Here is a 23,590-nt window from a genome sequence, read left to right as displayed (position 1 = left end):
TCCAAAACATAACCACTCATCCGAGCGCGACGGGCGCAACGAGCATCGGTCATCGTCCCGTAAGAAACCCGGCATAGCGTGCGTTGGCTAACCCCAATCACGGAATGCCGAGGCCCGCATGAGAACACCGAACCGCCTGACCCGCACTGCGCTGTCGACCGCGCTGACACTGGCTCTGCTGCCGTTGGCCGCTCAGGCCGGGCCTTCGCGGGCTGCGGAGTATTTCGAGCGGGTTGCGACCTTTCCGGTGTACCGCAACCTTGGCGCCGATGAAAACACGTCGAACCAGACCGTTGCCGAAATCACCGCCGTGAGCCGTGATGGCCGGACGTTGATCTACACCGACAGCCCTGGCAAGCGGATTGGTCTGGTGGACATTCGTGATCCGAAATCACCGAAGCCGGCGGGCTTCGTGCAGCTCGAAGGCGAGCCGACCTCGGTAGCGGTGCACCAGCACTACGTGCTCGTCGCGGTGAATACCTCGCTCAGCTTCACCCAGCCCGACGGCGTGCTGGCTGTGTTCGACATTCGCAATCCAGCGCAGCCCAAGCGTGTCGCAACGCTGCCGATGGGTGGACAGCCGGACTCGATCGCCGTCAGCCCAAGGGGCCGTTATGCCGCGGTGGCAATCGAGAACGAGCGTGACGAGGACCTGAACGATGGGCTGATTCCGCAATTGCCGGCCGGCTTTCTACGGATCGTCGACCTCAAGGGCCAGCCATCGCGCTGGAGCACTCGGGATGTTGACCTGACCGAGCTTGCCGATGTGGCCCCAAGTGATCCGGAGCCGGAGTACGTCACGATCAACGACCAGGATGTCGCTGCCGTCACGCTGCAGGAGAACAACCACATTGTGCTCGTCGACCTGCGTCGTGGCCGCGTGTTGCGCCACTTCAGCGCCGGCCAGGTCGATCTCCAAGGTGTGGACGTGGAAGAGAACGATCGCATCGAACCGGTCGGCGTGCTCGCTGGCAAACGCCGCGAGCCGGACGCCATCGCCTGGGTCGGGCCGTTGCTGGCGACCGCCAACGAGGGCGATTACACGGACGCGAACGGCGAGGAAGGTGGCAGCCGCAGCTTCACCTTATTCGACTACAGCGGCAGTGTCTGGCATGAAGCCGGCGCTTCGATGGAGCACGCCTTTATCCGCGCGGGCCATTACCCGGAAAGCCGCTCGGAGAACAAGGGCATCGAGCCCGAAGGCATCGCCTCGGCCAGTTTCCGCAAGCAGGACTTCCTCTTCGTCGGCAGCGAGCGCGGCAATGCGGTGGCCGTTTATGACGTGGCGCGCCCGTGGGCGCCGGTGTTGCATCAGCTTCTGCCGACAGGCATGGGTCCGGAAGGGTTGCTGCCGATCCCGTCGCGCAACCTGTTGGTGGTCAGTAGCGAGGAGGACTCCGCTGAAGACGGCTATCGCTCCACCCTTTCAATCTATCAATTCGGCACCAAGACGGCGTCGTATCCTGAGATTCGCTCGACCGATAGTGCGCTCATCCCATGGAGCGCGCTTAGCGGCCTGGTCGCGGACCGTACGCAAGACAACCGCCTCTACGCCGTGCCGGACAGCTACTACAAGGCCTCACGCATCTTCAGCATCGATACCAGCAAGGCGCCGGCGGTTATCGATGGGCAGATCGAACTGCACAAGGCAGGTGAGACGGTCGACTATGACCTGGAGGGGATCGCCCAGGCCGGTAATGGCGATTTCTGGCTGGCGTCGGAAGGCAACGGCAAGGCCACGCCGAACCTGCTGATTCGCGCCAACGCACAAGGCGATGTGCTCGAAGAACATGCTCTGCCCACGGATGTGGCGGCGCAGCAGACCAGCAACGGTTTCGAGGGCGTTGCGGTGGTCGGCGAAGGCGCTGGCACCCGCGTGTATGTGGCCTTCCAGCGCGAGTGGAAGAACGACCCGGCCGGAAAGGTGCGCATAGGCGTGTTCAATCCGAACACTGGCGAGTGGGGCTTCTATCACTACCCGCTCGACCCAGCTGTCGAGGGCGGCTGGGTCGGGTTGTCCGAACTCACCTCAATCGGCAACGGCCAGTTCCTGGTCATCGAACGCGACAACCAGCAGGGACCTGCGGCCGAGGTCAAACGCCTGTACCGCATTGATCTGGCCGGTATGCAGCCAGCCGCCGAAGGCCAGCGTTTCCCACTGGTCAACAAGCAACTGGCGCGTGACCTGCTGCCTGACCTGAAGCGCACCGGCGGCTGGGTGCTGGACAAGGTCGAAGGCGCCGCCGTCGACAGGCAGGGCCGCCTGTTCGTGGTGACCGACAACGATGGCGTGGAAGACGCCAGCGGCGAAACGCGCTTCATGCGTCTTGGCACGATCAAGCGATAGGACCAGCCGGACCGCCGACTCAGCGGCGCACGTAGCGGTATTGGTTCGGCGGCTTCATCGCTACGTGGCATTGGCCTGCGCCGCGGCGGCCAGCTCGACCACCGTCAGGCCGTCATCTTCTCGCACTCCTCGGCGCACTTGCGGCAAGCATCGGCGCATGCCCGGCAGTGGTCCGCCTGGTGCTTGGCGCATTCTTCGGCACAGGCGCGGCAGGCTTGTGCGCAGATCCGGCACATTTCCTTGGCCAAGGCGCTATCACGAGTCATCAGGACGGCGGCAAGCGCGCAGAGATCGGCGCAGTCGCGGTCCAGCGTGATGCAGCCGGCCATCATCTTTACGTCTTCCTCGCGCAGGCAGGACGCCGCGCAGTTTTCGCAGACAAGTGCGCAGTTGGAGCATGCCTGGATACATGCCTGATACTTGGAATTGAGCATCGCTGTTCTCCTCGGTAAGTCGCTGCTGGGTAGGTCGCCATCCCGACGACACCTGTATTTCGTTTGGGGAACGCGGGCGTCTTAAGTTCAGCCTGATCCACTGAGCGGTATCTGTGTGTTCAGCGCAGCACGGCCTCGGGCGCCGGTACAATGCCCGCCTACTCCACTACGCAAACACGCCGATGACGTTCACCCTCGCAGCGCCTTGTGAGTTTCAGGAAACCATTCGCAAGAGCCGCTTTCTCGCCATGGCCGCTCCGGTATCCAGCCCGGAAGAAGCCCAGGCGTTCATTCAGGCGGTCAGCGATGCCACCGCGACACACAATTGCTGGGCGTGGAAGATCGGCAGTCAGTATCGGTTCAGCGATGACGGCGAGCCCGGCGGAACGGCAGGCCGGCCCATGCTGACTGCGATCGAAGGTCAGGACTGCGATCGGGTCGTGGTGGTCGTGATCCGCTGGTTCGGTGGCATTCAGCTCGGCACCGGCGGCCTGGCCCGCGCCTATGGCGGCTCTGCCGCGAAGTGTCTGCAGGCGGGCGTGCTTGTCGAGTTGGTCAGACGCGAGCGCTACGGCTGTCATTGCCGCTTTGCCGAGCTGGCCTTGTTCAAGGCGCGCCTGGGCGAATACGACACTTTGATCGAAAGCGAAACGTTCGACGCAGAGGGTGCCGAACTGGTGCTGGCGTTACCGCCCGAGCAGTGGTCAAGGCTGCAGCAAACGCTCGCGGACATCAGCCGTGGTCGCAGCGAACTGCGCCTGCTGGACGCCTGACTGTCCGTCCCCGTGGGAACTGCAAGCAACACGGGAAGTCGCTATTACAACGGCACTGTGTTGGGTCAACCGTTCAGCTGCGCGCTTTGTCCCACCAATGTCGTGGTCGTGGAAGTGCCGAAGCACGCATTCCCGTTGCGATAGAGGAGTCAACCAATGAAAAGCAATTACAAGTGGGTCATCCCAGGCGCCGTGCTGCTCGCCTCCTTAGGCCTCGCCGGTTGCGATGTAGAAAAAACCGAAGAAGGGTCGCTGCCGGACGTAGAGGTCGAAGGCGGCAACATGCCCGAATACGATGTGGATGCGCCGGATGTAGATGTTGGTACCAAGGAAAAGACCATCACGGTGCCTGACGTCGACGTCAACATGCCCGCAGACGACGAGCCGGATATGGGTGAGCCCGTCGAGCCCAGCGTACCGGCTCCAACAACCGAGCCGACTCCACAAAACTAAACGGCTGTGTGGCGGATGTTCTAACGAACCCGTTGTCGTTTGAGCCATGCCCTTCTGTCAGGGCGTGGCGTTTTTTATTGATAAGTTTTCCACTGCTGCTGTGCATGGCTTTGTGGATAACATTGGGAAGAAGCGCGCAAGGCCAGTGGCAATGGGCGCTCGAGACGGTCGTTCATTTTTTAGCCAAACTGCGCCCACTTCAATTCAGGGCTCTGAAAGACCTTGATTTAAAAGCATTTTTAGCGTTCCAAGCGGCCCGACAAGCTATAGCATCAAAATGCTATCTCCTAGGCGATTTTTATACGCAATTTACGTGGAAAACTCTGTGGATAATCTTTGGATCGTCTATCGCCGGGCACGGCTGCGCTCGTTTGCAGCGTATTGGTCAATTCTTGCGCAGGACAGGCGATCCGCTTAGTTTTCGTCCCGTGCGCCCTGACCTTGGGGTCAGCTCTTCGCGCGTTGTGGTTAGAATGGCGCTTTCCTACCGGACGGGGTTTCCTTATGTACGACTGGCTCAACGCCTTGCCTAAAGCCGAGCTGCACCTGCACCTCGAAGGTTCTCTGGAACCCGAACTGCTGTTTCGTCTGGCCGAACGCAACAAGATCGCCCTGCCTTGGAACGACGTCGATGCGCTGCGCAGCGCTTACGCATTCGGCAACCTTCAGGAATTCCTCGACCTCTACTATGCCGGCGCGGACGTGCTGCGTACCGAGCAGGACTTCTATGATCTGACCTGGGCCTATCTGCAGAAATGCGAAGAGCAGAACGTGGTTCACACCGAGCCCTTCTTCGATCCGCAGACACATACCGATCGTGGCATTCCATTCGAGGTGGCCATGCGCGGCATCAGCGAGGCGCTGGCCGATGGCCGTGAATTGCTGGGCATCAGCAGCGGTCTGATCCTCAGTTTCTTACGTCATCTGCCTGAGGAAGCGGCTTTCAAGACGCTAGAGGAGGCGATGCCCTTCCGCGACGCTTTCTTCGCAGTCGGCCTGGACAGTTCCGAAATGGGTCATCCGCCGAGCAAGTTCGAGCGCGTGTTCGCCAAGGCGCGCGCTGAAGGCTTTCTCGCCGTCGCCCATGCCGGTGAGGAAGGCCCGCCGCAATACATCTGGGAAGCGCTGGATCTGCTGAAAGTCAGCCGCATCGACCACGGCGTTCGCGCCGCCGAAGACCCAAAGCTGATCGAACGCCTGATCGAGCAGCAGATTCCGCTCACGGTCTGCCCGCTGTCGAATACCAAACTCTGTGTGTTCGACGACATGAGCCAACACAACATCCTGCAATTACTGGAACAGGGCGTGAAGGTCACGGTGAATTCCGACGACCCGGCCTATTTCGGCGGTTACGTGACGGAGAATTTCATGGCGCTGCATGAAAGCCTGGGCATGACGGAAGAACAGGCGCGCCGGCTGGCGCAAAACAGCCTCGACGCACGGCTGGCCAAGTGATAACCAGCGGGTCGCCAAGCGCAACCCGCATCAATGCGCGAACGGTGCCTGCTGGAGCAGTAGCCGGCATCGGTCGACGAGATGTTCGCGCAACAGCCGTACCACTTCGCCCAGATGAGCGCGATGAGCACAGATCAGGTTCAGCGGCGCCGGCTCGCCCAGCAGCTCCGGCAACAGCACCAATAGACGTCCCGCCTGCACATCCTGGGCAACGTCCAGCCACGATTTATATACCAATCCCCGTCCTGCCAACGCCCAGCGCCGCACCACATCGGCATCGTCACTGATGCGATCACCACTCACGATCTGCTCCAGTTCACGTCGACCGTCGTAAAAGCACCAGCGCTCGTGAACCCGCCCCGCCAGCATGAAGCGCAGGCAGTTGTGGTCAGTGAGCTCGGCCAGCGAGCGCGGCGCCCCACGTGTGGCAAGGTAGTCAGGCGCGGCGCAGAGCACGCGGCGATTAGCGGTCGCCACGGGCAGCGCTACCAGACTGGAGTCCTCCGGCTGGCCGTAGCGCAACGCGATATCGACCGGCTGTCGAAACAGATCGGCATTGCGATCAGCCAGTAATAATCGAAGGCCCAAGCGCGGATGCACCACCTGAAATTCATCCAACCAAGGCAAGAGCACATTGCGGCCGAAGTCCGACGGAGCCGATAGCTGCAGCGTCCCACTGATGGTCGCCTTCCCTCCCGCCAGCAGTTGCTGCCCGTCGACAAGGCTCTGCAAGGCCGAGCGCGCATGAGGCAGATACAGCTCGCCTTCACCTGTCAGCCTCAGGCTACGGGTCGAACGCGCCAGCAACCGACAGCCCAGCTCCGCTTCAAGCCGCTTGAGGGCCATGCTTGCCACGGCAGGCGACAGCTCCAGCCGCCGAGCTGCGGCAGACAGGCTTCCCAGTTGGGCGGTCAGAACAAACACGTGGAGGTCATCGGCACGCAGCATTTTCAATAATCCGTTGAAAGAGCCTCTGCGGAATATGCTGTTTTTCTTCGTGGCGCGAAAGCCGAACATGACGGCATTCCGCTTTCTATCCCCGAGGAGACCACCATGAAAGCCATCGGCTACCAACAGTCGCTACCCATCGGCGATCCGCGCTCATTGCTCGATATAGAACAGCATGATCCAACGCCAGGCCCGCGCGATCTGCTGGTGGAAGTGCGCGCCATCTCGGTAAACCCCGTGGATACCAAGATTCGCATGCGCGTCCAGCCGGCAGACGGCCAGCAGCAAGTGCTCGGCTGGGACGCGGCTGGCGTGGTGCGTGCGGTAGGTAGCGAGGTCAGCCTGTTCAAGCCCGGCGATGAGGTCTTCTACGCCGGGGCGCTGGATCGGCCAGGGGCCAATAGCGAGCTGCATCTGGTTGATGAACGCATCGTTGGCCGCAAACCGGCCAGCCTCGATTTCGCTGCAGCTGCGGCGCTACCGCTGACCTCGATAACCGCATGGGAGCTGCTGTTCGAACGCTTGCAGGTCAGCGAAGGCAAGGAGGACCGGGGCCAGCGTCTGCTCATCGTCGGCGCCGCAGGCGGTGTCGGTTCCATCCTCACGCAGCTGGCGCGACAGCTGACCGGACTGCAGGTGATCGGCAGCGCCTCGCGCAGCGATACTCAGGCCTGGGCTCGCGAGCTCGGCGCCCATGAAGTGATCGATCACAGCCAGCCGCTGGCCGCAGAACTCCTGCGTCAGGGCATCAGCAACGTCACACACGTCGCCAGCCTGACCCACACCGACCTGCACTTGCCGCAGATCGTCGAGGCGTTGCAGCCACAAGGTCGTCTGGCCCTGATCGATGACCCGGCGAGCCTCGACATCAGCCTGCTCAAGCGCAAGAGCCTTTCGCTGCATTGGGAGTTCATGTACACCCGTTCGCTCTACCAGACGCCCGACATGATTGCGCAGCACCATTTGCTCAACCGCGTCGCTGAGCTGATCGACAGCGGTGTGCTTAAGACCACCCTGGGTGAGCACTACGGCGCGATAAACGCCGAAAACCTGCGCCGCGCTCATGCTTTCATCGAAAGCGGCAAGGCCAAGGGCAAGATCGTGCTCGAAGGGTTTTGAGCCAATCACGCCGCAACCCGGGCGGCGTCCTCAGGAGGATGGCGCCCGCGACGCATTCGTTTGCTGACCGGTGTACCAGGCCAGACACGCAGCCATCAGCGCGCAGACCGTAATCACCAACGCCATGGGCACCGCCGTGCCGTTGTGCAGCGCGCCGACCGCCGCCGATGCGCCAGCCGCGACCCCGAATTGCAGGCTCCCCATCAGTGCGGAGGCCAGCCCCGCCTGCTGGCCCTGGCCCGCCATCGCGCATGCGGTCGCATTCGGCAGGATGCTGCCAAGGCTTCCCAATCCGATGAACAGTGGGATCAGCAACGGCCAGAGCGACGCCGGCTGGCTCCAGGCAATCACCAGCAGCGTGGCGCCGCATGCGAAATAGAACCAGACGAAACGCCGCAACCAGAACCCCGGACCGCGAAGCCGCAACAATCGCGCATTGACCTGCGATATCACAATGAACCCTGCTGCGTTACAGCCGAACAGCCAACCGTAGTGCTCGGCGGGGATGCCGTATAGCTCGATGAATATGAACGGGGAACCGGCGATGTAGGCAAACATGCCTGCCATCGACACGCCGCCACAGAGCGCGAAGGCGATGAACTCGCGATCACGGAAGAGCCCGAGATAACGCCCCAGCGTGCCGCCGAGCGGGTGTTTCGGTGCATCGGCCGGGAGCGTTTCAGGCAACCGCAGGGCAACTGCGAGACCGCACAGTGCGCTGAAAATCGTCAGCGCGACGAAGATCGATTGCCAGCCAAACACATTCATCAGCAGCCCGCCGGCCAGCGGCGCAAGGATCGGCGCCACGCCCATCACCAGCATCAGCTGGGAGAACACCTTGGCGCCCTGAACAGGATCGCAGCTGTCGCGCACCACCGCGCGTGTCACCACGATTCCGGCACAACCGCCGAGCGCCTGGACCACGCGTGCGGCGATCAGCCAGTCCAGCGTCGGTGCGAACGAGCACGCCAACGAGGCCAGGGTAAACAGCGTCACGCCGATCAGCAGCGGCCAGCGTCGCCCGTAACGATCAGCCAGCGGCCCGTAGATCAACTGGCCGACCGCGAGGCCGATGAAATAAGCCGCCAGGGACAATTGCACATGTTCGACATCGGTAGAGAATGCTCGCGCTATGGCCGGAAACGCGGGCAGGTAGAAGTCGATGGCCAGCGGGCCAAAGGCGCTGAGGGCACCCAGAATCAGGAGAAGCGGGAGGGGCATCAAGGAAACTCGCAGAATGGGAATGCCGGTTCGCCAGCGCAGAACGGGTCGTGGCTGATTTCGAACGTTTACAGGAACGGTAAGATGCTGTTACATACAGGGACGTTTGTAAACAGCCAACGTTGCAGAGAATTGAGCAATCAACTCAGCACCATCCGCCTTCAGGACCCTAACGCAGCCTCAACGCTGCCGTAGTGCAGACATGCGAAGAACCAAAGAAGACGCCGAAAAAACCCGTATCGCCCTGCTCGCCTCGGCCGAGCGGTTGTTTCTGGACAAGGGTGTGGCGCACACCAGCCTCGATCAGATCGCTCGCGACGCTGGCGTTACTCGCGGCGCGGTGTACTGGCATTTCCAGAACAAGGCTCATCTGTTTCACGAAATGCTGAATCAGGTGCGGCTGCCGCCGGAACAAATGACCGAACGGCTCTGCAGCTGCACGCAACAGCAGCCTTTGCAGGTACTACGCGAACTCTGCATCGAGGGTCTCGGTGCGCTGGGTCGTGACGAGCAGAAACGCCGCGTGATGACCATCCTGTTGCATCGCTGCGAGTTCACCGAGGAGCTGCGCGAAGCCGAAGAGCGCCATCAGGCGTTCATCAATATGTTCATCGATCTTTGCGAAAAGCTGTTCGAGCACGCCGCCGACGCACTGTATCCGGGCATCACGCCGCGGCTTGCCGCACGCACGCTCCATGCATTGATCGTCGGCCTGTTCAGCGACTGGACGCGCGATCCTGATTTGTTCGACCCCGAGTCCGACGGCCCGGCGCTGATCGATCCGATATTCCGAGGACTGGTGCGCGATTGGGACCGTGCCCAGACAAAAAACTGAGGCGCGCCGTCCTGGAATGGCGCGCCCGCTGCCGTGACGGTTACCCGACCTGATAACCCTCCTGCTCGACGGCCTCGCGGATCGCCGATTCGCTCAGGTCACCTTCGACCTCCACCACCCCGCTCTGGCGATCGATCCGGACCCGGGCCTGTGCGTCGAGCGCCTGAATCGCGTTGGTCACGGCGCGCTCGCAATGGGCGCAGGTCATACCCTGTACGTTGAACGTCTGCATAGATAAGTCTCCTCTGTTCGTGGGCATGCTGTTCGGTGAGCATGATCAACCTTGCCATATAGGGAAGGTCAAACCTTCGCTGCGACGTCACTGGTCTTGACCTTTCCATAAGGTAAAGGTTGAAGATGCTGGCGACAGACCACTCGGGGAGCGAACCATGACCAGCTCAATCTTCACCCTGCCCATCAGCGGCATGACATGCGCCAGCTGTGCCGGGCGAGTCGAACGCGCATTGCTGAAAGTACCCGGTGTGCAAAGCGCAGCCGTGAACCTGGCCGCCGAACAGGTCCGTGTCGACGCCACCGAAGGCAACGCCGCCGAGCTGATCCGGGCCGTGGAAAAAGCCGGCTATGGCGTGCCGGTGAGCACGCTGGAACTCGCCGTGGAGGGCATGACTTGCGCCAGTTGCGTCGGTCGCGTCGAACGCGCCCTGCTCAAACTACCCGGCGTAAGCAGCGCCTCGGTAAACCTGGCCAGCGAGCGTGCCCGCGTCGAGGTGCTTGGCACGGCCGATCCAGCGGTACTGATACAGGCCGTCGAGGCCGCGGGGTACCAGGCTCGGGCCGCCAATACCGCACAGGCGAACACCGAAGATGGCAAGAGTCGCCTGTTGCGTGAACGCCTCGCCGTGATCGCCGCGCTGCTGCTGGCCGCGCCCTTAGTAGTCCCGATGCTGGGCGAGCCGTTCGGCCTGCACTGGATGCTGCCGCCGTGGATGCAGTTCCTGCTCGCCACGCCCGTGCAATTCATTCTCGGCGCTCGTTTCTATGTCGCCGGCTGGAAGGCCGTGCGCGCCGGCTCGGGCAACATGGACCTGCTCGTGGCGATCGGCACCAGCGCCGGTTATGGCCTGAGCCTCTATCAATGGTGGGCAGCGCCGGCGGGGCAGATGCCGCATCTCTACTTCGAAGCCTCGGCTGTGGTCATCGCCCTGGTGCTGCTGGGCAAATACCTGGAAAGCCGCGCCAAGCGCCAGACCAGCGCGGCCATCCGGGCATTGGAGGCGCTTCGGCCGGATCGTGCGGTACGGGTCATCGATGGCCGCGAAGAAGACGTCGCCATCACCGCGCTGCGGCTGGATGACCTGGTGCTGGTCAAGCCCGGTGAGCGCTTCCCGGTCGATGGCGAGGTGGTGGAAGGCGAAAGTCAGGCCGACGAAGCCTTGATCAGCGGTGAGAGTCTGCCCGTCGGCAAAGCCCCCGGCGCTCGCATCACCGGCGGTGCGATCAATGGCGAAGGCCGGTTGCTGGTACGCACCACGGCGCTCGGCGGCGAGACTGTCCTGGCACGCATCATCCGCCTGGTCGAAGATGCCCAGGCCGCCAAGGCACCGATCCAGAAGCTGGTGGACAAAGTCAGCCAGGTGTTCGTGCCGGCCGTGCTGATCATTGCGCTGGGCACCCTCGCCGGCTGGCTGTTGGCTGGTGCTTCGGCAGAGGTTGCGCTGATCAATGCCGTCGCCGTGCTGGTGATCGCCTGCCCTTGCGCCCTCGGATTGGCAACGCCGGCGGCGATCATGGCCGGCACGGGCGTGGCGGCGCGCCACGGTATTCTGATCAAGGACGCCGAGGCGCTGGAAGTCGCCCACGCCGTTACGGCGGTGGCCTTCGACAAGACCGGCACCCTGACGTCGGGCGAGCCGCGGATTGTCCATCTGCACGCCATCGACGGCGATGAATCCGAGCTGCTGCGACAGGCAGGTGCACTGCAACGCGGCAGCGAGCACCCGCTGGCGCGCGCGGTACTGGATCGTTTCGCGGAGCAAGCGCTGACGGTCGCGGACGTGAGCCGCAGCCAGTCGCTGACCGGTCGCGGCATCGCCGGCGAGCTTGACGGCCGTTCGCTGGCGCTGGGCAACCGCCGCATGCTCGATGACAGCGGCCTGCAGCCGGGCGATCTGGGCGCCAAGGCCGAGGCCTGGGAAGCCGAAGGACGCACCCTGTCGTGGCTGATCGAAACAGCACCGCAACCGCGCGTGCTCGGCCTGTTCGCCTTTGGTGACAGCCTCAAGGAAGGCGCCGCCGATGCCATCGCCCATCTCAATGCGCGACATATTCGCAGCCACCTGATCACTGGCGATAACCGGGGCAGCGCTCGGGTGGTGGCCGAGGCATTGCAGATCGATAGCGTCCATGCCGAGGTGCTGCCGGCGGACAAGGCCGCCACGGTGGCCGACTTGAAGAAGAACGGCGCAGTGGTCGCGATGGTGGGTGACGGCATCAACGACGCGCCGGCATTGGCCGCGGCCGATGTCGGCATCGCCATGGGCGGCGGCACCGACGTGGCGATGCACGCGGCCGGCATCACCCTGATGCGCGGCGATCCACGACTGGTGCCGGCGGCGCTGGAAATCAGCCGGCGCACCTACCGCAAAATCCAGCAAAACCTGTTCTGGGCCTTCATCTACAACCTGGTGGGCATCCCGCTGGCCGCGCTGGGCTTTCTCAGCCCGGTGGTCGCGGGTGCGGCGATGGCGTTGTCGAGCGTCAGCGTGGTCAGCAATGCTCTGCTGCTCAAACGCTGGAAGCCTGAGGAATGAGCACGTATGCCCTGGGGCTGCGACTCGGGAATCGAATAGACCTTCAAACGAGGGAAGCCACATGAACATCGGCCAAGCCGCGAAGAAAACCGGTCTGTCGGCGAAGATGATCCGCTATTACGAATCCATTGAGCTGATCTCGCCGAGCGGGCGCAGCGCCAATGGCTATCGTCATTTCGGCGAGGAAGACCTGCACCGCCTCGCCTTCATCAAGCGCTCGCGGGATCTGGGCTTCTCGCTGGAAGAAGTGGGTCGGTTGCTGACCCTATGGCAGGACCGCCAGCGAGCCAGTGCAGACGTGAAGGCGCTGGCCGGCGCGCACATCGACGAGCTGAACCAGAAGATCGCCGAACTGGTGAGCCTGCGCGATACGTTGCAACAGCTGATCGACCATTGCCATGGTGATCACCGCCCCGACTGCCCCATCCTTCAGGACCTGGCGTCCGGGTGCGGTTCGAACCCGCAACGGTGATACAGCCGCGAGGTGCGTCGCCACGTCACTGGTAAGTCCACTTGTCTGAATCATTGCAATATGTAAACCCGATGAATAAACTTCCGCCCATGCAAGGCGGTCAGCGGCTTTATTGCCACTGGCGTTTCACCGGGCTTAATTCCAGCCCTGATCACGCCGCCTTGTCTCCAGAGGCCTCTGGCCTTCCCCGCGTCACCTGAACCAATAAAAAGAAGAATAGGCTGCCTTGCCTGCAGCCTGTTCGGTAGATTCGTTCGCCACTTCCCGGCGTCCCTGACCTGATTCGGCGTCGCACTGCGCGCCCTGCCTCGCCACATCACGTGTGGCGGTCAGCTTCAGTGTCACGGCGCTCGGTATGGTCATACCAATTATCCGAGCAGACCCATGCGGCCATGCCATTGGTCAACAGGTGCGCATTCGATAATTGACTAGGGCAACGAAACCACCGATGAAAAAACTTACAGTGGCGCTCTTGTGCTTGGGCCTGGCCGCCTGCTCCAAGCCCAACGAGCCCGAGAAAACCGTTGATGTACTGCTAATTGGCGGCGGCATCATGAGCGCGACCCTAGGCACCTACCTGCACGAGCTCGAGCCCGAATGGACCATCGACGTCTACGAGCGCCTGCCCAGCGTCGCCGATGAAAGCTCCAATGCCTGGAACAATGCCGGTACCGGCCATTCCGCATTCTGCGAGCTGAACTACACCCCGCAGAAAGCCGATGGCAGCATCGACATCAGCAAGGCCGTGACCATTGCCGAGTCGTTCGAGATCTCCAAGCAGTTCTGGGCGCATCAGGTCGAGCGCGGCGTGCTTCAGGAGCCGCGCCGGTTCATCAATTCCGTCCCGCACATGAGCTTCGTCTGGGGCGAGGACAACATGGAATTCCTGCGCAAGCGTCATGCGGCGCTGCAACAAAGCCCGCTGTTCAGCGACATGGAATACTCCGAGCAGCCCGAGCAGATTGGCGAATGGGTTCCGCTGCTGATGAACGGCCGCGACGAAACCCAGCCGATCGCCGCCACGCGCATGTCGCTCGGCACCGATGTGAACTTCGGCGAAATCACCCGTCAGCTGTTCGATGCCCTGGGCAAGAATGAGCAGGTCAAGCTGCATCTGCAGCATGAAGTGCGCGACATCGTGCGCAACGACGACGGCACCTGGACCGTAGTCTCGGCCAACCTCGCCGATGGCGAAGCTCAGACCAGCGTCAAGGCCCGCTTCGTCTTCATCGGTGCCGGCGGCGGCGCGCTGAAGCTGCTGCAGATGGCTGACATTCCCGAAGCCAAAGGCTATGCCGGCTTCCCGGTGGGCGGCCAGTTCCTGATGACGCGCAACCCCGAAGTCGTTGCCCAGCACCAGGCCAAGGTCTACGGCCTGGCATCGGTCGGCTCCCCACCGATGTCCGTTCCGCATCTGGATACCCGCGTGATCGACGGCGAGAAAGTGCTGCTGTTCGGACCCTTCGCGACCTTCTCCAGCAAGTTCCTGAAGAATGGCTCGCTGATGGATCTGCCTAGCTCGGTCAGCACCGACAACGCACTGCCGATGATCCAGGCCGGCCTGGATAACCTCGACCTGAGCCAATATCTGGTCGGGCAGCTGATGCTCAGCCAGGAAGACCGCATCGAGGAGCTGAAGAATTACTTCCCCGAAGCGGATGCCAGTGACTGGGAACTGATCACCGCAGGACAACGCGTGCAGATCATCAAGGACGATGCCGAGAAAGGCGGCGTGCTGCAGTTCGGCACCGAAGTCGTCAGTTCCGCAGACGGCTCCATCGCCGCCCTGCTGGGTGCCTCGCCGGGCGCCTCCACGGCCGCGCCGATCATGCTCAACCTGCTGAAGAAGACCTTCGCTGAGCAGGTCGAATCGCCGGAATGGCAAGCGAAGCTGAAAACCATCTTCCCGTCGTACGGCCTGGCGCTGAACGACGACGCGGACCTCACCGCGCGCGTGCGCGCCTTCACCAGTCAGCAACTGCAGCTCGACGTGCCGGCCGCCCAGGCCACGGTGAAGCCGAGCGCAACTCCGGTGAACTGAGGCACTCGCTCGAACCGAGAAACCCGCTTCGGCGGGTTTCTTTTTTGTGACCCGATGCCAGCGCTTAGGCGTCGCAAACAGCTCGTCCCGCCCATTTAATTGGCGTCATATTCACGTCGCAGGGATACGCCAGCTCTTCCGATAGCGCAGCGGCTCAGTGCGACGATGACCGACAGCTTCTTTGATCCTCATTTATTGGTATCTGCATGAACAGATGGTTTGGAAACATTGGCGTCAGCCGCAAGCTCACCATCGGCTTCGGTGCCGTTCTGATCCTTACGCTTGTCCTGGCCTGGATCGGCTGGGGCAGCTTAAGCAGCGTCATCCAGCGCAGCGGCTGGATGACGCAAATCGCCCAGCTCAACAACGACCTGACGGATCTGCGCATCGCGCGCCTGCAACTCATGTTGGCCAACGGCGACGCAACCACCAGCGCACGCGTGGACCAGACGCTGGACGTCTACCTGACCCATCAGACCAAGCTGCTCAACTCCTTCAAAAACCCGGTAAACGTGGCGATGCTCAAGGAGCAGGCCGGCTACAACGAGCTGTTCCGCCGCTCGCTGGACGACATGCGCCAGGGTTATGCGCTGGCCAACGACGCCCGCCAGACGATCGATGACAATGCCTCACGGCTCGGCGAACTCACCACGCAAGTCAGCGCACGGGTCATGCAGCTGGCCGAAGACAACGTCCAGCACCTCGGGCAGTACCGCGCCATCACTGAGGTCAAGGAAGCGATCAAGCAGGCTCAGTATCTGCTGCGAATCTACATGGCCTCTTCGACCTCACAGAACGCCCAGGCCGTCTATGCGCAGCTCGATGCAGCCGTGGCCACCCTGGACCGGCACCACGGCGCCCTCCAGCTGACCAGCCGGGATGCGGCGCCGCAAATTCGCACGGTTCTTGGCCAGTACCGCACGGCAATCGAATCGCTCGAAGCCGCGACCCAGGCAATCGCCAAGGCACGCCAGGGCATGATCGACCATCAGACGGAAATCCTGCGACTGAGCAAGGCACTGTATGCCTATCAGCTGGAACGGCTGGATATCGAGGGCAGCGAAGCGGGCAATCGCCTGATTCTCAGCGCAACATTGGCTGTACTGCTCGGCATTCTGGCGGCGTGGCTGATCACCCGGCAGATCGTTCTGCCGCTGCGCACCACCCTCGCGGACGTCGAACGCATCGCCGCGGGCGACCTGACCGCCACCGCGCAGATCACCCGCCGCGACGAACTGGGCGTTCTGCAGCAGGGCATCCAGCAGATGGGCAGCACCCTGCGAGCGTTGATCGGCGGCATTCGCGACGGCGTGAGCCAGATCAGCAGCGCCGCCGAGGAGCTGTCGGCGGTGACTACCCAGACCAGCGCCGGGGTCATTAGTCAGAAAGAGGAAACCGATCAGGTCGCCACCGCCATGCATGAGATGTCGGCCACTGTCCATGAAGTCGCGCAGAACGCCGAACAGGCGGCGCGGGCTGCCACCGAGGCGGATATCGAAGCGAGCGACGGCGACCGCGTGGTTGCCGAGGTGGTCACGCAGATCGAACGCATGGCCAGCGAAGTCATCCGTTCCTCGGAAGCGATGGCGGCGCTGCAGCGCGACAGCGACAAGATCGGCAGCGTGATGGGCGTGATTCGCGCCGTGGCCGAGCAGACCAATCTGCTGGCGCTCAACGCTGCCATCGAGGCGGCGCGCGCGGGCGAAGCCGGTCGCGGTTTCGCCGTTGTAGCCGATGAAGTGCGCGGCCTGGCGCAGCGTACGCAGAAATCCACCGAGGAAATCGAACAACTGGTCACCGCCCTGCACAACGGCACCCAGCAGGTCGCGGCCATCATGCAAAGCAGCCGCAATCTCACCGATAGCAGCGTCGAACTGGCGCGTCGCGCGGGTAGCTCGCTTGCCAGCATCACCCGCACCGTGTCCAACATCCAGGCGATGAACCAGCAGATCGCCACGGCGGCGGAAGAGCAGAGCGCCGTAGCCGAGGAAATCAGCCGGAGCGTGGTGAACGTACGCGACGTCTCCGAGCAGACCGCCGCAGCCAGCGAGCAGACGGCTGCATCGAGCGTCGAACTGGCCCGTCTGGGCAGTCAGTTGCAGACGATGGTCAGTCGCTTCCGTATCTGACCGGTCGTTGCCCGAGGCCAGGCATTGCGCCTGGCCTCGCTTGCATCAACTCCCCTGCGACTGCAGATAGTTCTGCAGGCCGATGCGGTCGATCAGTCCCAGTTGCTGCTCGAGCCAATACGCATGATCTTCTTCGGTGTCCATCAACTGCAGCGCAAGAATGTCACGCGTCTGGTAGTCGCCGTGCTGCTCGGCCAGCGTGATGCCCTTGGCCAGGGCTTCGCGCACTTTGTACTCCAGATCCAGATCGCTGCGCAGCATCTCGGGCACGGTATGCCCGGCGTTTATCGCATGGGGCGTCATGTCAGGCGTGCCTTCGAGGAACAGGATGCGTTGCAACAGCGCATCGGCGTGCTGGGTTTCCTCTTCCATCTCGTGGTTGATGCGCTCGTAGAGCTTGGAGAATCCCCAGTCGGCATACATTCGCGAGTGCAGGAAATACTGATCGCGCGCGGCCAGCTCTCCACGCAGCAGTTCTTTCAGATATTCGATGATCTGTGGCTGACCTTGCATTGCGACTCTCTCCTGCGCTGATCTGAAAACCCGGGCAATGATACGCCCAATCGGCATCGGACGAACCGCTGCCCCCATTGTCGCGGGCAAAACCGCCTGACCGGCCGGTCACTACAGCATAGGTCGAACTCCCGAGCCGCAGCGGGGCTCTACTGAATCTGTCGCAGCGTTTCGCATCGTCGCCGCGACGCCTTTGCCCGCCCTATCAGGAGTACGGATGCCGCAGCCAATGCGAACACCCCGAGGCCCGCTATCACATTCCCGCATCACCGCCGCCTTGTGCGCATTGCTGTTCTTGTCCGGCTGCGCCGACGACGAGACGCCCGCTCAAGTGCCGCCGCGCGTGGCCTTCGTCGAGCCGCTGCAACGCATCGAGCACGGCCCGCAGACCCTGCGCTTTCCTGGCGTGGTCGAGAGCGTGACCACCACACAACTGGCTTTCCAGGTACCGGGGCGTGTCGAACGCATGCTCGTCGATGAAGGCGAGCGCGTGGAAAAGAGCCAGCCACTGGCCAAACTCGACCGCACGGATTATGAGCTGCAACTGCGCGAGGCCGAGGCTCGGCTGCGCCAGCTGGAAGCGGACCTGACACGCAAGCGCACGTTGCTCGCCGAAGGCATTCTCGCGCCGGCGGCGGTCGAGCCTTTGCAGGCCAATGTCGTGGCGGCGCGCGTCGCCCGTGATAGCGCGCTGCGTGACATCGACCACAGCACGCTGAATGCCCCTTTCGACGGCGTCGTCGCGCGACGCCTGGTCGAGCCGGACATGGTGGTCGCCACCGGTTCGCCCGTACTCGAACTGCAGAATAACCAGCACATCGAGGTCACGGTCGACCTGCCCGAGACCGCCGCCTTGAACGTCCCGCTGAACGCCACCTTGCAGGCCGAAGGCGAGCTGGTCATTGCCGACCTGACGCTGCCGTTGACCTACAAAGAGCACAGCACCCAGCCACGCGAAGGCTCGCGCACCTATCGTCTGACGCTGCGAGGCGACCCGCCGGCAGACTACAACCTGCTGCCGGGGATGGCCATGCGGGTTCGCCTGCAGCGCCCGCCCGCCGCGCAGGACGATGCGCCGCCACGTTTTCGCCTGCCGCTGACGGCTGTACAAGCGGCACCGAACGGCAGCCACTATCTGTGGCTAGCGGTGGACGGCCACGTCCAGCGCCGCGACCTGCAACTCGAACGCATCGAAGCGGATCATGCGGTGGTCAGCGGCGAGCTGAACGATCAGATGCTGGTGGTGGTGGCCGGTGGTAGCAAGCTGTCCGAAGACCAACCGATCAAAGCCGAACGGCGGAAGTGAGCGGATGGACTTAGCCCGTTACGCCATCTGCAAGCCGGTCAACATCTGGGTGTTGCTGCTGATCTGCCTGATTGGTGGGACCATCGCGTTCTTCGAGATGGGTCGCCTGGAAGATCCCGAATTCACCATCAAGGAAGCCATCGTCACGGTGCAATATCCCGGCGCGACCGCCATCGAGGTCGAGCAGGAAGTCACCGAGCCGTTGGAAAGCGCCATCCAGGAACTTGCGGAGATCAAGGAAATCCGCTCGCGCTCGATGATCGGCCAGGCCGAAATCCGCGTGGAAATCCAGGACCGCTACACCGGCGAGCAGCTCGATCAGATCTGGGACAAGCTGCGCAACAAGATCGACGATGCCCGGCAGGAGTTGCCACCGGGCATCGATCCGCCGCTGGTCAATGATGATTTCGGTGACGTCTACGGCATTTTCTTCGCCCTCACCGGCGACGGCCTGACCCTGGAAGAACTGCACGAAGTAGCCAAGGATCTGCGCCGCGGCCTGATCACGGCCGATGGCGTTGGCCAGGTTGAAATCGCCGGCGTGCGCGAGGAACGGATTCTGGTCGAGGTCGATCAGGCGCGCCTGGCCGCGTTGCGTCTGTCTCCGCAGGAACTGGTCGCCGCGCTCAGCGACGCCGATGCTGCGGTGGAGGCCGGCGGTGTCCGCGCCGGTGAGTTCTTCGTGCACATCCGCCCGAGCGGCGCCTTCGATTCGCTGGATGCCCTGCGCGCGTTGCCGGTCGGCCAGGGCCAGCAGAGCGTCGATCTGGGCTCCATCGCCACTTTGAAACGCGAGTACGCGGAGCGGCCTCGCCAGATCATCCGCCATAACGGTGAGCCGGCGCTGACGCTAGGAATCAGCGGCATTTCAGGCAGCAACATTGTCGAGGTAGGCGATAGCGTCGAAGCAGCGCTGCAGGCCATGCAGCACCTGGTGCCGCTGGGAGCCGAGCTGCATCCGCTCTACCAGCAGCACAGCATCGTCAACGAGTCGGTCAACAGCTTCGCGCTGAACGTGTTCCTGTCGGTGGCGATCGTCGTCGGCGTGCTGTGTCTGGCCATGGGCCTGCGCGCCGGCATGATCATCGGCGCGGTGCTGTTCCTGACGGTGCTCGGCACGTTGCTGTTGATGTGGCTGGCCGGAATCGAGCTGGAGCGCATTTCACTCGGCGCGCTGATCATCGCCATGGGCATGCTGGTGGACAACGCCGTGGTGATCTGCGATGGCATGTTGATCCAGAAGCAGCGCGGCATGAGCATCCTCGACGCGTCACGCAAGACCCTGCAACAGACGCAATGGCCGCTGCTGGGCGCGACCATCATCGGCATTCTGGCGTTCGCCGGGATCGGTCTGTCGCAAGACACCACGGGGGAATTCCTGTTCTCGCTGTTCTTCGTCATCGCCGTCTCACTGCTGCTGAGCTGGCTGCTGGCGCTGCTGGTGGTGCCGCTGTTCGGCCATTACCTGTTGGAGCGCAAAGATGACCGGCAAGCGGACGACGCGAACGGTGCCGACGAGGCCTACAGCGGACCGATCTACAACCGTTACCGTCGCATGGCCGGCGCTGTGCTGGCGCGCCCCTGGCTGACGCTGGGGGTATTGGTGGTGCTTACCGTGCTCAGCGTGCTGGGTTTCAGCCGTGTGCCGCAGAGCTTCTTCCCGCCGTCGAGCACACCGCTTTTCTACGTCAATCTGTTCCTGCCGCAGGGCACGCACATCCGCGAAACCAGCCGCACCGCCGAAGACGTCGAGGGTTACCTGGAGGGGCTCGACGGCGTCACCGATGTGTCCACTTTCGTCGGGGCGGGCGCGTCGCGCTTCATGCTGACTTACGCGCCGGAGCAGCCCAACTCCTCGCTGATGCACTTTCTGGTGCGCACCGAAGACGCCGAGGTGATTGCCGAGCTGGTTGGCGAAGTGAATCAGACATTGCCGGGCCGCTACCCTTCTGCCGATGTCGCCGCCGCGCAATTCCTGTTCGGACCCAACGCCGAAGCCAAGCTCGAAGCACGCATCAGTGGCCCCGAACTGGATGAGTTGCGCCAATTGTCCGCCGAAGGTCAGCGCATCCTTCAGGAACAGGGACAGGTCTTCAACATTCGCGACGACTGGCGCGCCCCGGTGCCGGTGCTACGCCCGCAACTGGATCTGGACCGCCTGGCCGATGCGGGGCTGACCCGTCAGCAGGTGGCGCAAGCATTGGCCGTGGCCAGCGAAGGACAGCAGGTAAGCGTTTTCCGTGATGGTGACGAGCTGATCCCGATATTGCTACGCGCAACGCCCGAGGATCGCATGGCACCAGGCGACCTGCTGCAACGGCTGATCTGGAGCCCCACAACCGGCAGCTACGTGCCGCTGGCACAGGTGGCCGATGGCATCGAGGCCACCACTGAAGAATCGATGATTCGCCGCTACGGTCGCGAGCGCACCATCGCCGTGCGCGCCGAACCGCGCGACGGAGAAAACACCAACGTAGCCTTCCAGCGGATTCGTCCGCTGATCGAGGGCATCGAATTGCCGGTCGGTTACTCGCTGGAATGGGGCGGCGACCATGAGCAGTCTTCCGACGCGCAGCAGGCTCTGGCCAGCACGTTGGCGCTGCCGTACTTGGCGATGGTGCTGGTCACGGTGCTGTTGTTCGCCAAGGTCCGCCAACCGCTGATGATCTGGCTGGTAGTGCCGATGGCGCTGTGTGGCGTCACCCTCGGCCTGCTGCTGACCGGCCAGGCATTCGGCTTCATGGCATTGCTCGGCCTGCTCAGCCTGACCGGCATGCTGATCAAAAACGCCGTGGTGCTGGTGGATGAGATCGACCGGCAAATCGCCGACGATGTGCCGCGCCTGACCGCCATCATCGAGGCATCCGCCTCGCGCTTACGGCCCGTGGTCATGGCTGCGGGCACTACGGTGTTGGGCATGGTGCCACTGCTGTTCGATCCATTTTTCGCCAACATGGCAGTGACCATCATGGGCGGGCTGGGTTTCGCCACGTTGCTCACACTGTTGGCGGTGCCGTGCCTGTACCTGCTGTTCATGCGCGTCAAACCGGAGGAAACCTGATGCCGCGCCGATTGCCTCGCACGCCCCTGATCTGCGCATTGGCATTGGCGCTCGGCGCCTGCTCCAGCGTGCCGGAGCGGCCCGAGCCCGATGTGCCGGAATCCTGGTTTCATGCGGTGCGCGAGCAACCGGCAGACGCTGAGGCGCTCGCCGACTGGTGGCGGCAATTCGAGGATCCGGCGTTGACCCAGCTGGTGCACCGGGCATTGGAAAACAACCGCGACATCCGTCTGGCGATGCTGCGCGTCGACACCGCGCGGGCGCAGTTGCGTCAGGCCCGCGCAGGGCTGTTCCCATCCTTCGATCTGCCAGGTTCGGTTAGCCGTCAATGGATCGAAAACAACAACGAGCAAGACCCCGACAGCCCCATCGGCGAGTTCGTCCCGGATGACGACGTGATCACCTTCGACAGCTGGGAACTGGCGCTACAGGCCACCTGGGAGCTGGATATCTTCGGCGCCACGCGCGCGCGGACCGACAGTGCACGGCAGCAGATTCGCTCGGCCCAGGCCCAGGCCATCGCCGCTCGGCTGGCGGTTGCCTCGAATACGGCGCAAGGCTATATGCAACTGCGCGCGCTGGAAGGCCAGCGGGCGTTGCTGGTCGAAGGCATCGAATTGGCTGCGGAACTTGAGCGTATCGCCCGCACGCTGTTCGAGGCCGGCGAGGTCACCCGTCTGGATGTCGAAGCCAGCGCTGCCGAACGGGCTTCGCTGGAGGCCGATCTCGATGAACTGGACATCAACCTGGCCGAAGCGCGACTGGCATTGGATACGCTACTCGCCGAACCACCAGGCAGCATCGCGCGACAGCTCACGACGTCGACCGAAGTGCCGCTGGCAGGCCAGCCCATTCCGCCGGGGCAACCGCTGGACCTGCTGCGCAGACGCCCGGATCTGATCGCCGAAGCCGCGCAATTGGAGGCCGCACAACTGCAGTCGCTAGCCGCTCGCCGCGACCTGTTTCCGACGCTGGCCCTGCAGGCTGCCGTAGGCCGTTCAGGGCTCGCGCTGGGGGATGCCATTTCCAGCGCTTCCAACTTTGCCCGCCTAGGCGCAACCTTTGGCCTGCCCTTCCTCGATTACCGGCGACGCGGCGCAGCCATCGAACTGGCCGATGTCGAGGGTGAAAGCACGTATCTTGGTTTTCAACAGGCCCTGGCCGAGGCGTTGGAAGAGGTAGAACGATCATTGGTACGCATCGACGGGCAGCAACGCCGCCTGAATTCGCTGCGTAACACCCTGCGCCATCGCCAGTACGCCTACGAGCTCGCGCAGAAGAGCTATCGATTGGGCGAGGCGAATCTCAACGAAGTACTCGATGCCCAACGCGGCTCGCTGCAGGCGAGGCAGCAAGCCCTGCAAGGCCGTACTGCTCTGGCGACAGCGCAGGTCGCGCTGTTCGTGGCGCTGGGTGGCGGCTGGGAGATGGATCCGAATGCGCTCGGAGCTGGGACGGACGCCGAGACGTCAGGCCAGTAGAGTTAGCCCGCCGAACGCGAGTGGGTCTGGTGGCGCCAGGCGCTCCGGCGTCTTGGACGCAAAGCGTCCCGAAGCGCCGTGCCCGCGCGGGAGCGTGGGTACGATCCAACTTTTATTTCAAATCGATTATCGAGCGGTTTGATGCGCGGGTTTCGCCCTGCTGGGCGAGTCACTTTTTCCAAACGCCGGATGGTCGGCCCCGAAAAAAGTAACCAAAAACGCTTGCCCCTG

19 protein-coding genes and 1 pseudogene are annotated in these 23,590 nt (G+C 63.0%); 14 read left to right on the top strand and 6 right to left on the bottom strand.

Translation table 11 applies throughout. The features are described from left to right. Positions 1-118 precede the first annotated feature (118 nt). Complete coding sequence (locus tag GYM54_RS17590) at positions 119-2,347, top strand: esterase-like activity of phytase family protein (RefSeq protein ID WP_197445881.1); 2,229 nt, start codon at positions 119-121, stop codon at positions 2,345-2,347. A 104-nt stretch (positions 2,348-2,451) separates the two neighbouring features. Here GYM54_RS17590 and GYM54_RS17585 read toward each other — a convergent pair whose 3' ends face one another. Then, positions 2,452-2,781 (bottom strand): four-helix bundle copper-binding protein, encoded by a 330-nt coding sequence (locus tag GYM54_RS17585; protein ID WP_197445882.1) that lies wholly within the window; start codon positions 2,779-2,781, stop codon positions 2,452-2,454. Positions 2,782-2,963: 182 nt separating this feature from the next. Here GYM54_RS17585 and GYM54_RS17580 point away from each other — a divergent pair, with 182 nt between their 5' ends. The 3 genes from GYM54_RS17580 to GYM54_RS17570 all read left to right on the top strand — a co-directional run bounded on the left by GYM54_RS17580 (position 2,964) and on the right by GYM54_RS17570 (position 5,462). Then, positions 2,964-3,554 (top strand): YigZ family protein, encoded by a 591-nt coding sequence (locus GYM54_RS17580; protein WP_197445883.1) that lies wholly within the window; start codon positions 2,964-2,966, stop codon positions 3,552-3,554. A 156-nt stretch (positions 3,555-3,710) separates the two neighbouring features. Continuing rightward, on the top strand, positions 3,711-4,007 hold the full coding sequence (locus GYM54_RS17575) for a hypothetical protein (RefSeq protein WP_197445884.1): 297 nt from the start codon (positions 3,711-3,713) through the stop codon (positions 4,005-4,007). Between the two features lie 504 nt (positions 4,008-4,511). After that, positions 4,512-5,462: an adenosine deaminase gene (locus GYM54_RS17570; RefSeq protein ID WP_197445885.1), complete on the top strand. Its 951-nt coding sequence runs from the start codon at positions 4,512-4,514 to the stop codon at positions 5,460-5,462. Between the two features lie 30 nt (positions 5,463-5,492). Here GYM54_RS17570 and GYM54_RS17565 read toward each other — a convergent pair whose 3' ends face one another. After that, positions 5,493-6,410 (bottom strand): LysR family transcriptional regulator, encoded by a 918-nt coding sequence (locus GYM54_RS17565; protein WP_197445886.1) that lies wholly within the window; start codon positions 6,408-6,410, stop codon positions 5,493-5,495. Positions 6,411-6,515: 105 nt separating this feature from the next. Between GYM54_RS17565 and GYM54_RS17560 the strand changes: the two genes are divergently transcribed. Continuing rightward, positions 6,516-7,529, top strand: coding sequence for a zinc-binding alcohol dehydrogenase family protein (locus tag GYM54_RS17560; protein ID WP_197445887.1), 1,014 nt, complete (start codon positions 6,516-6,518; stop codon positions 7,527-7,529). A gap of 30 nt (positions 7,530-7,559) precedes the next feature. Here the strand turns inward: GYM54_RS17560 and GYM54_RS17555 are convergent, their stop codons facing one another. Next, positions 7,560-8,750, bottom strand: a complete 1,191-nt coding sequence (locus GYM54_RS17555) for a Bcr/CflA family multidrug efflux MFS transporter (protein ID WP_197445888.1) — start codon at positions 8,748-8,750, stop codon at positions 7,560-7,562. A gap of 202 nt (positions 8,751-8,952) precedes the next feature. On the opposite strand from GYM54_RS17555, the gene GYM54_RS17550 reads away from it, so the two are divergent. Next, positions 8,953-9,585 carry a TetR family transcriptional regulator gene (locus tag GYM54_RS17550; protein ID WP_181099983.1) on the top strand — a complete coding sequence of 211 codons (633 nt, stop codon included), beginning with the start codon at positions 8,953-8,955 and terminating at the stop codon, positions 9,583-9,585. Between the two features lie 40 nt (positions 9,586-9,625). Here the strand turns inward: GYM54_RS17550 and GYM54_RS17545 are convergent, their stop codons facing one another. Further along, positions 9,626-9,817, bottom strand: coding sequence for a heavy-metal-associated domain-containing protein (locus GYM54_RS17545; RefSeq protein ID WP_131649831.1), 192 nt, complete (start codon positions 9,815-9,817; stop codon positions 9,626-9,628). Positions 9,818-9,974: 157 nt separating this feature from the next. On the opposite strand from GYM54_RS17545, the gene GYM54_RS17540 reads away from it, so the two are divergent. Next, positions 9,975-12,356 carry a heavy metal translocating P-type ATPase gene (locus GYM54_RS17540; protein ID WP_181099981.1) on the top strand — a complete coding sequence of 794 codons (2,382 nt, stop codon included), beginning with the start codon at positions 9,975-9,977 and terminating at the stop codon, positions 12,354-12,356. 61 nt (positions 12,357-12,417) lie between these two features. Next, entirely contained in the window at positions 12,418-12,828 is a 411-nt protein-coding gene (cueR, locus tag GYM54_RS17535) for a Cu(I)-responsive transcriptional regulator (RefSeq protein WP_131649829.1), read from the top strand. 192 nt (positions 12,829-13,020) lie between these two features. Here the strand turns inward: cueR and GYM54_RS17530 are convergent, their stop codons facing one another. Next, entirely contained in the window at positions 13,021-13,191 is a 171-nt protein-coding gene (locus tag GYM54_RS17530; RefSeq protein WP_165914217.1) for a hypothetical protein, read from the bottom strand. Between the two features lie 85 nt (positions 13,192-13,276). On the opposite strand from GYM54_RS17530, the gene GYM54_RS17525 reads away from it, so the two are divergent. From GYM54_RS17525 to GYM54_RS22130, 3 genes and pseudogenes are all read left to right on the top strand, one after another. Next, positions 13,277-14,869, top strand: coding sequence for a malate:quinone oxidoreductase (locus tag GYM54_RS17525; protein ID WP_181099979.1), 1,593 nt, complete (start codon positions 13,277-13,279; stop codon positions 14,867-14,869). Between the two features lie 206 nt (positions 14,870-15,075). After that, a pseudogene (locus tag GYM54_RS22135) lies at positions 15,076-16,092 on the top strand (methyl-accepting chemotaxis protein); the annotation flags it as partial. 42 nt (positions 16,093-16,134) lie between these two features. Beyond that, complete coding sequence (locus GYM54_RS22130) at positions 16,135-16,998, top strand: methyl-accepting chemotaxis protein (protein ID WP_371924064.1); 864 nt, start codon at positions 16,135-16,137, stop codon at positions 16,996-16,998. 45 nt (positions 16,999-17,043) lie between these two features. On the opposite strand, the gene bfr is transcribed toward GYM54_RS22130, so the two are convergent. Further along, positions 17,044-17,511, bottom strand: coding sequence for a bacterioferritin (gene bfr / locus GYM54_RS17515; RefSeq protein WP_181099975.1), 468 nt, complete (start codon positions 17,509-17,511; stop codon positions 17,044-17,046). A gap of 217 nt (positions 17,512-17,728) precedes the next feature. Here bfr and GYM54_RS17510 point away from each other — a divergent pair, with 217 nt between their 5' ends. From GYM54_RS17510 to GYM54_RS17500, 3 genes are read left to right on the top strand one after another with little or no spacing between them, the layout of a single operon-like run. After that, on the top strand, positions 17,729-18,817 hold the full coding sequence (locus tag GYM54_RS17510; RefSeq protein WP_197445889.1) for an efflux RND transporter periplasmic adaptor subunit: 1,089 nt from the start codon (positions 17,729-17,731) through the stop codon (positions 18,815-18,817). A gap of 4 nt (positions 18,818-18,821) precedes the next feature. Continuing rightward, positions 18,822-21,878, top strand: coding sequence for an efflux RND transporter permease subunit (locus GYM54_RS17505; protein WP_181099971.1), 3,057 nt, complete (start codon positions 18,822-18,824; stop codon positions 21,876-21,878). Next, the gene (locus GYM54_RS17500) at positions 21,878-23,359 is read left to right on the top strand and encodes an efflux transporter outer membrane subunit (protein ID WP_181099969.1); all 1,482 of its coding nucleotides are present in this window, start codon (positions 21,878-21,880) and stop codon (positions 23,357-23,359) included. The genes GYM54_RS17505 and GYM54_RS17500 overlap by 1 nt, the downstream gene beginning before the upstream one ends. Positions 23,360-23,590 lie beyond the last annotated feature (231 nt).

Source organism: Pseudomonas sp. MTM4 (assembly GCF_019355055.1).
In the GTDB taxonomy this organism is placed as follows: domain Bacteria; phylum Pseudomonadota; class Gammaproteobacteria; order Pseudomonadales; family Pseudomonadaceae; genus Stutzerimonas.
Note: the sequence above shows the minus strand (reverse complement) of the source record. Positions and strands in the feature narration are given on the sequence as shown.

Bases quoted from the DNA above. Each gene is read 5' to 3' on its own strand.
- GYM54_RS17590 (WP_197445881.1), top strand. From the start codon at position 119: ATGAGAACACCGAACCGCCTGACCCGCACTGCGCTGTCGACCGCGCTG.
- GYM54_RS17585 (WP_197445882.1), bottom strand. From the start codon at position 2,781: ATGCTCAATTCCAAGTATCAGGCATGTATCCAGGCATGCTCCAACTGC.
- GYM54_RS17580 (WP_197445883.1), top strand. From the start codon at position 2,964: ATGACGTTCACCCTCGCAGCGCCTTGTGAGTTTCAGGAAACCATTCGC.
- GYM54_RS17575 (WP_197445884.1), top strand. From the start codon at position 3,711: ATGAAAAGCAATTACAAGTGGGTCATCCCAGGCGCCGTGCTGCTCGCC.
- GYM54_RS17570 (WP_197445885.1), top strand. From the start codon at position 4,512: ATGTACGACTGGCTCAACGCCTTGCCTAAAGCCGAGCTGCACCTGCAC.
- GYM54_RS17565 (WP_197445886.1), bottom strand. From the start codon at position 6,410: ATGCTGCGTGCCGATGACCTCCACGTGTTTGTTCTGACCGCCCAACTG.
- GYM54_RS17560 (WP_197445887.1), top strand. From the start codon at position 6,516: ATGAAAGCCATCGGCTACCAACAGTCGCTACCCATCGGCGATCCGCGC.
- GYM54_RS17555 (WP_197445888.1), bottom strand. From the start codon at position 8,750: ATGCCCCTCCCGCTTCTCCTGATTCTGGGTGCCCTCAGCGCCTTTGGC.
- GYM54_RS17550 (WP_181099983.1), top strand. From the start codon at position 8,953: ATGCGAAGAACCAAAGAAGACGCCGAAAAAACCCGTATCGCCCTGCTC.
- GYM54_RS17545 (WP_131649831.1), bottom strand. From the start codon at position 9,817: ATGCAGACGTTCAACGTACAGGGTATGACCTGCGCCCATTGCGAGCGC.
- GYM54_RS17540 (WP_181099981.1), top strand. From the start codon at position 9,975: ATGACCAGCTCAATCTTCACCCTGCCCATCAGCGGCATGACATGCGCC.
- cueR (WP_131649829.1), top strand. From the start codon at position 12,418: ATGAACATCGGCCAAGCCGCGAAGAAAACCGGTCTGTCGGCGAAGATG.
- GYM54_RS17530 (WP_165914217.1), bottom strand. From the start codon at position 13,191: ATGACCATACCGAGCGCCGTGACACTGAAGCTGACCGCCACACGTGAT.
- GYM54_RS17525 (WP_181099979.1), top strand. From the start codon at position 13,277: ATGAAAAAACTTACAGTGGCGCTCTTGTGCTTGGGCCTGGCCGCCTGC.
- GYM54_RS22130 (WP_371924064.1), top strand. From the start codon at position 16,135: ATGGGCAGCACCCTGCGAGCGTTGATCGGCGGCATTCGCGACGGCGTG.
- bfr (WP_181099975.1), bottom strand. From the start codon at position 17,511: ATGCAAGGTCAGCCACAGATCATCGAATATCTGAAAGAACTGCTGCGT.
- GYM54_RS17510 (WP_197445889.1), top strand. From the start codon at position 17,729: ATGCCGCAGCCAATGCGAACACCCCGAGGCCCGCTATCACATTCCCGC.
- GYM54_RS17505 (WP_181099971.1), top strand. From the start codon at position 18,822: ATGGACTTAGCCCGTTACGCCATCTGCAAGCCGGTCAACATCTGGGTG.
- GYM54_RS17500 (WP_181099969.1), top strand. From the start codon at position 21,878: ATGCCGCGCCGATTGCCTCGCACGCCCCTGATCTGCGCATTGGCATTG.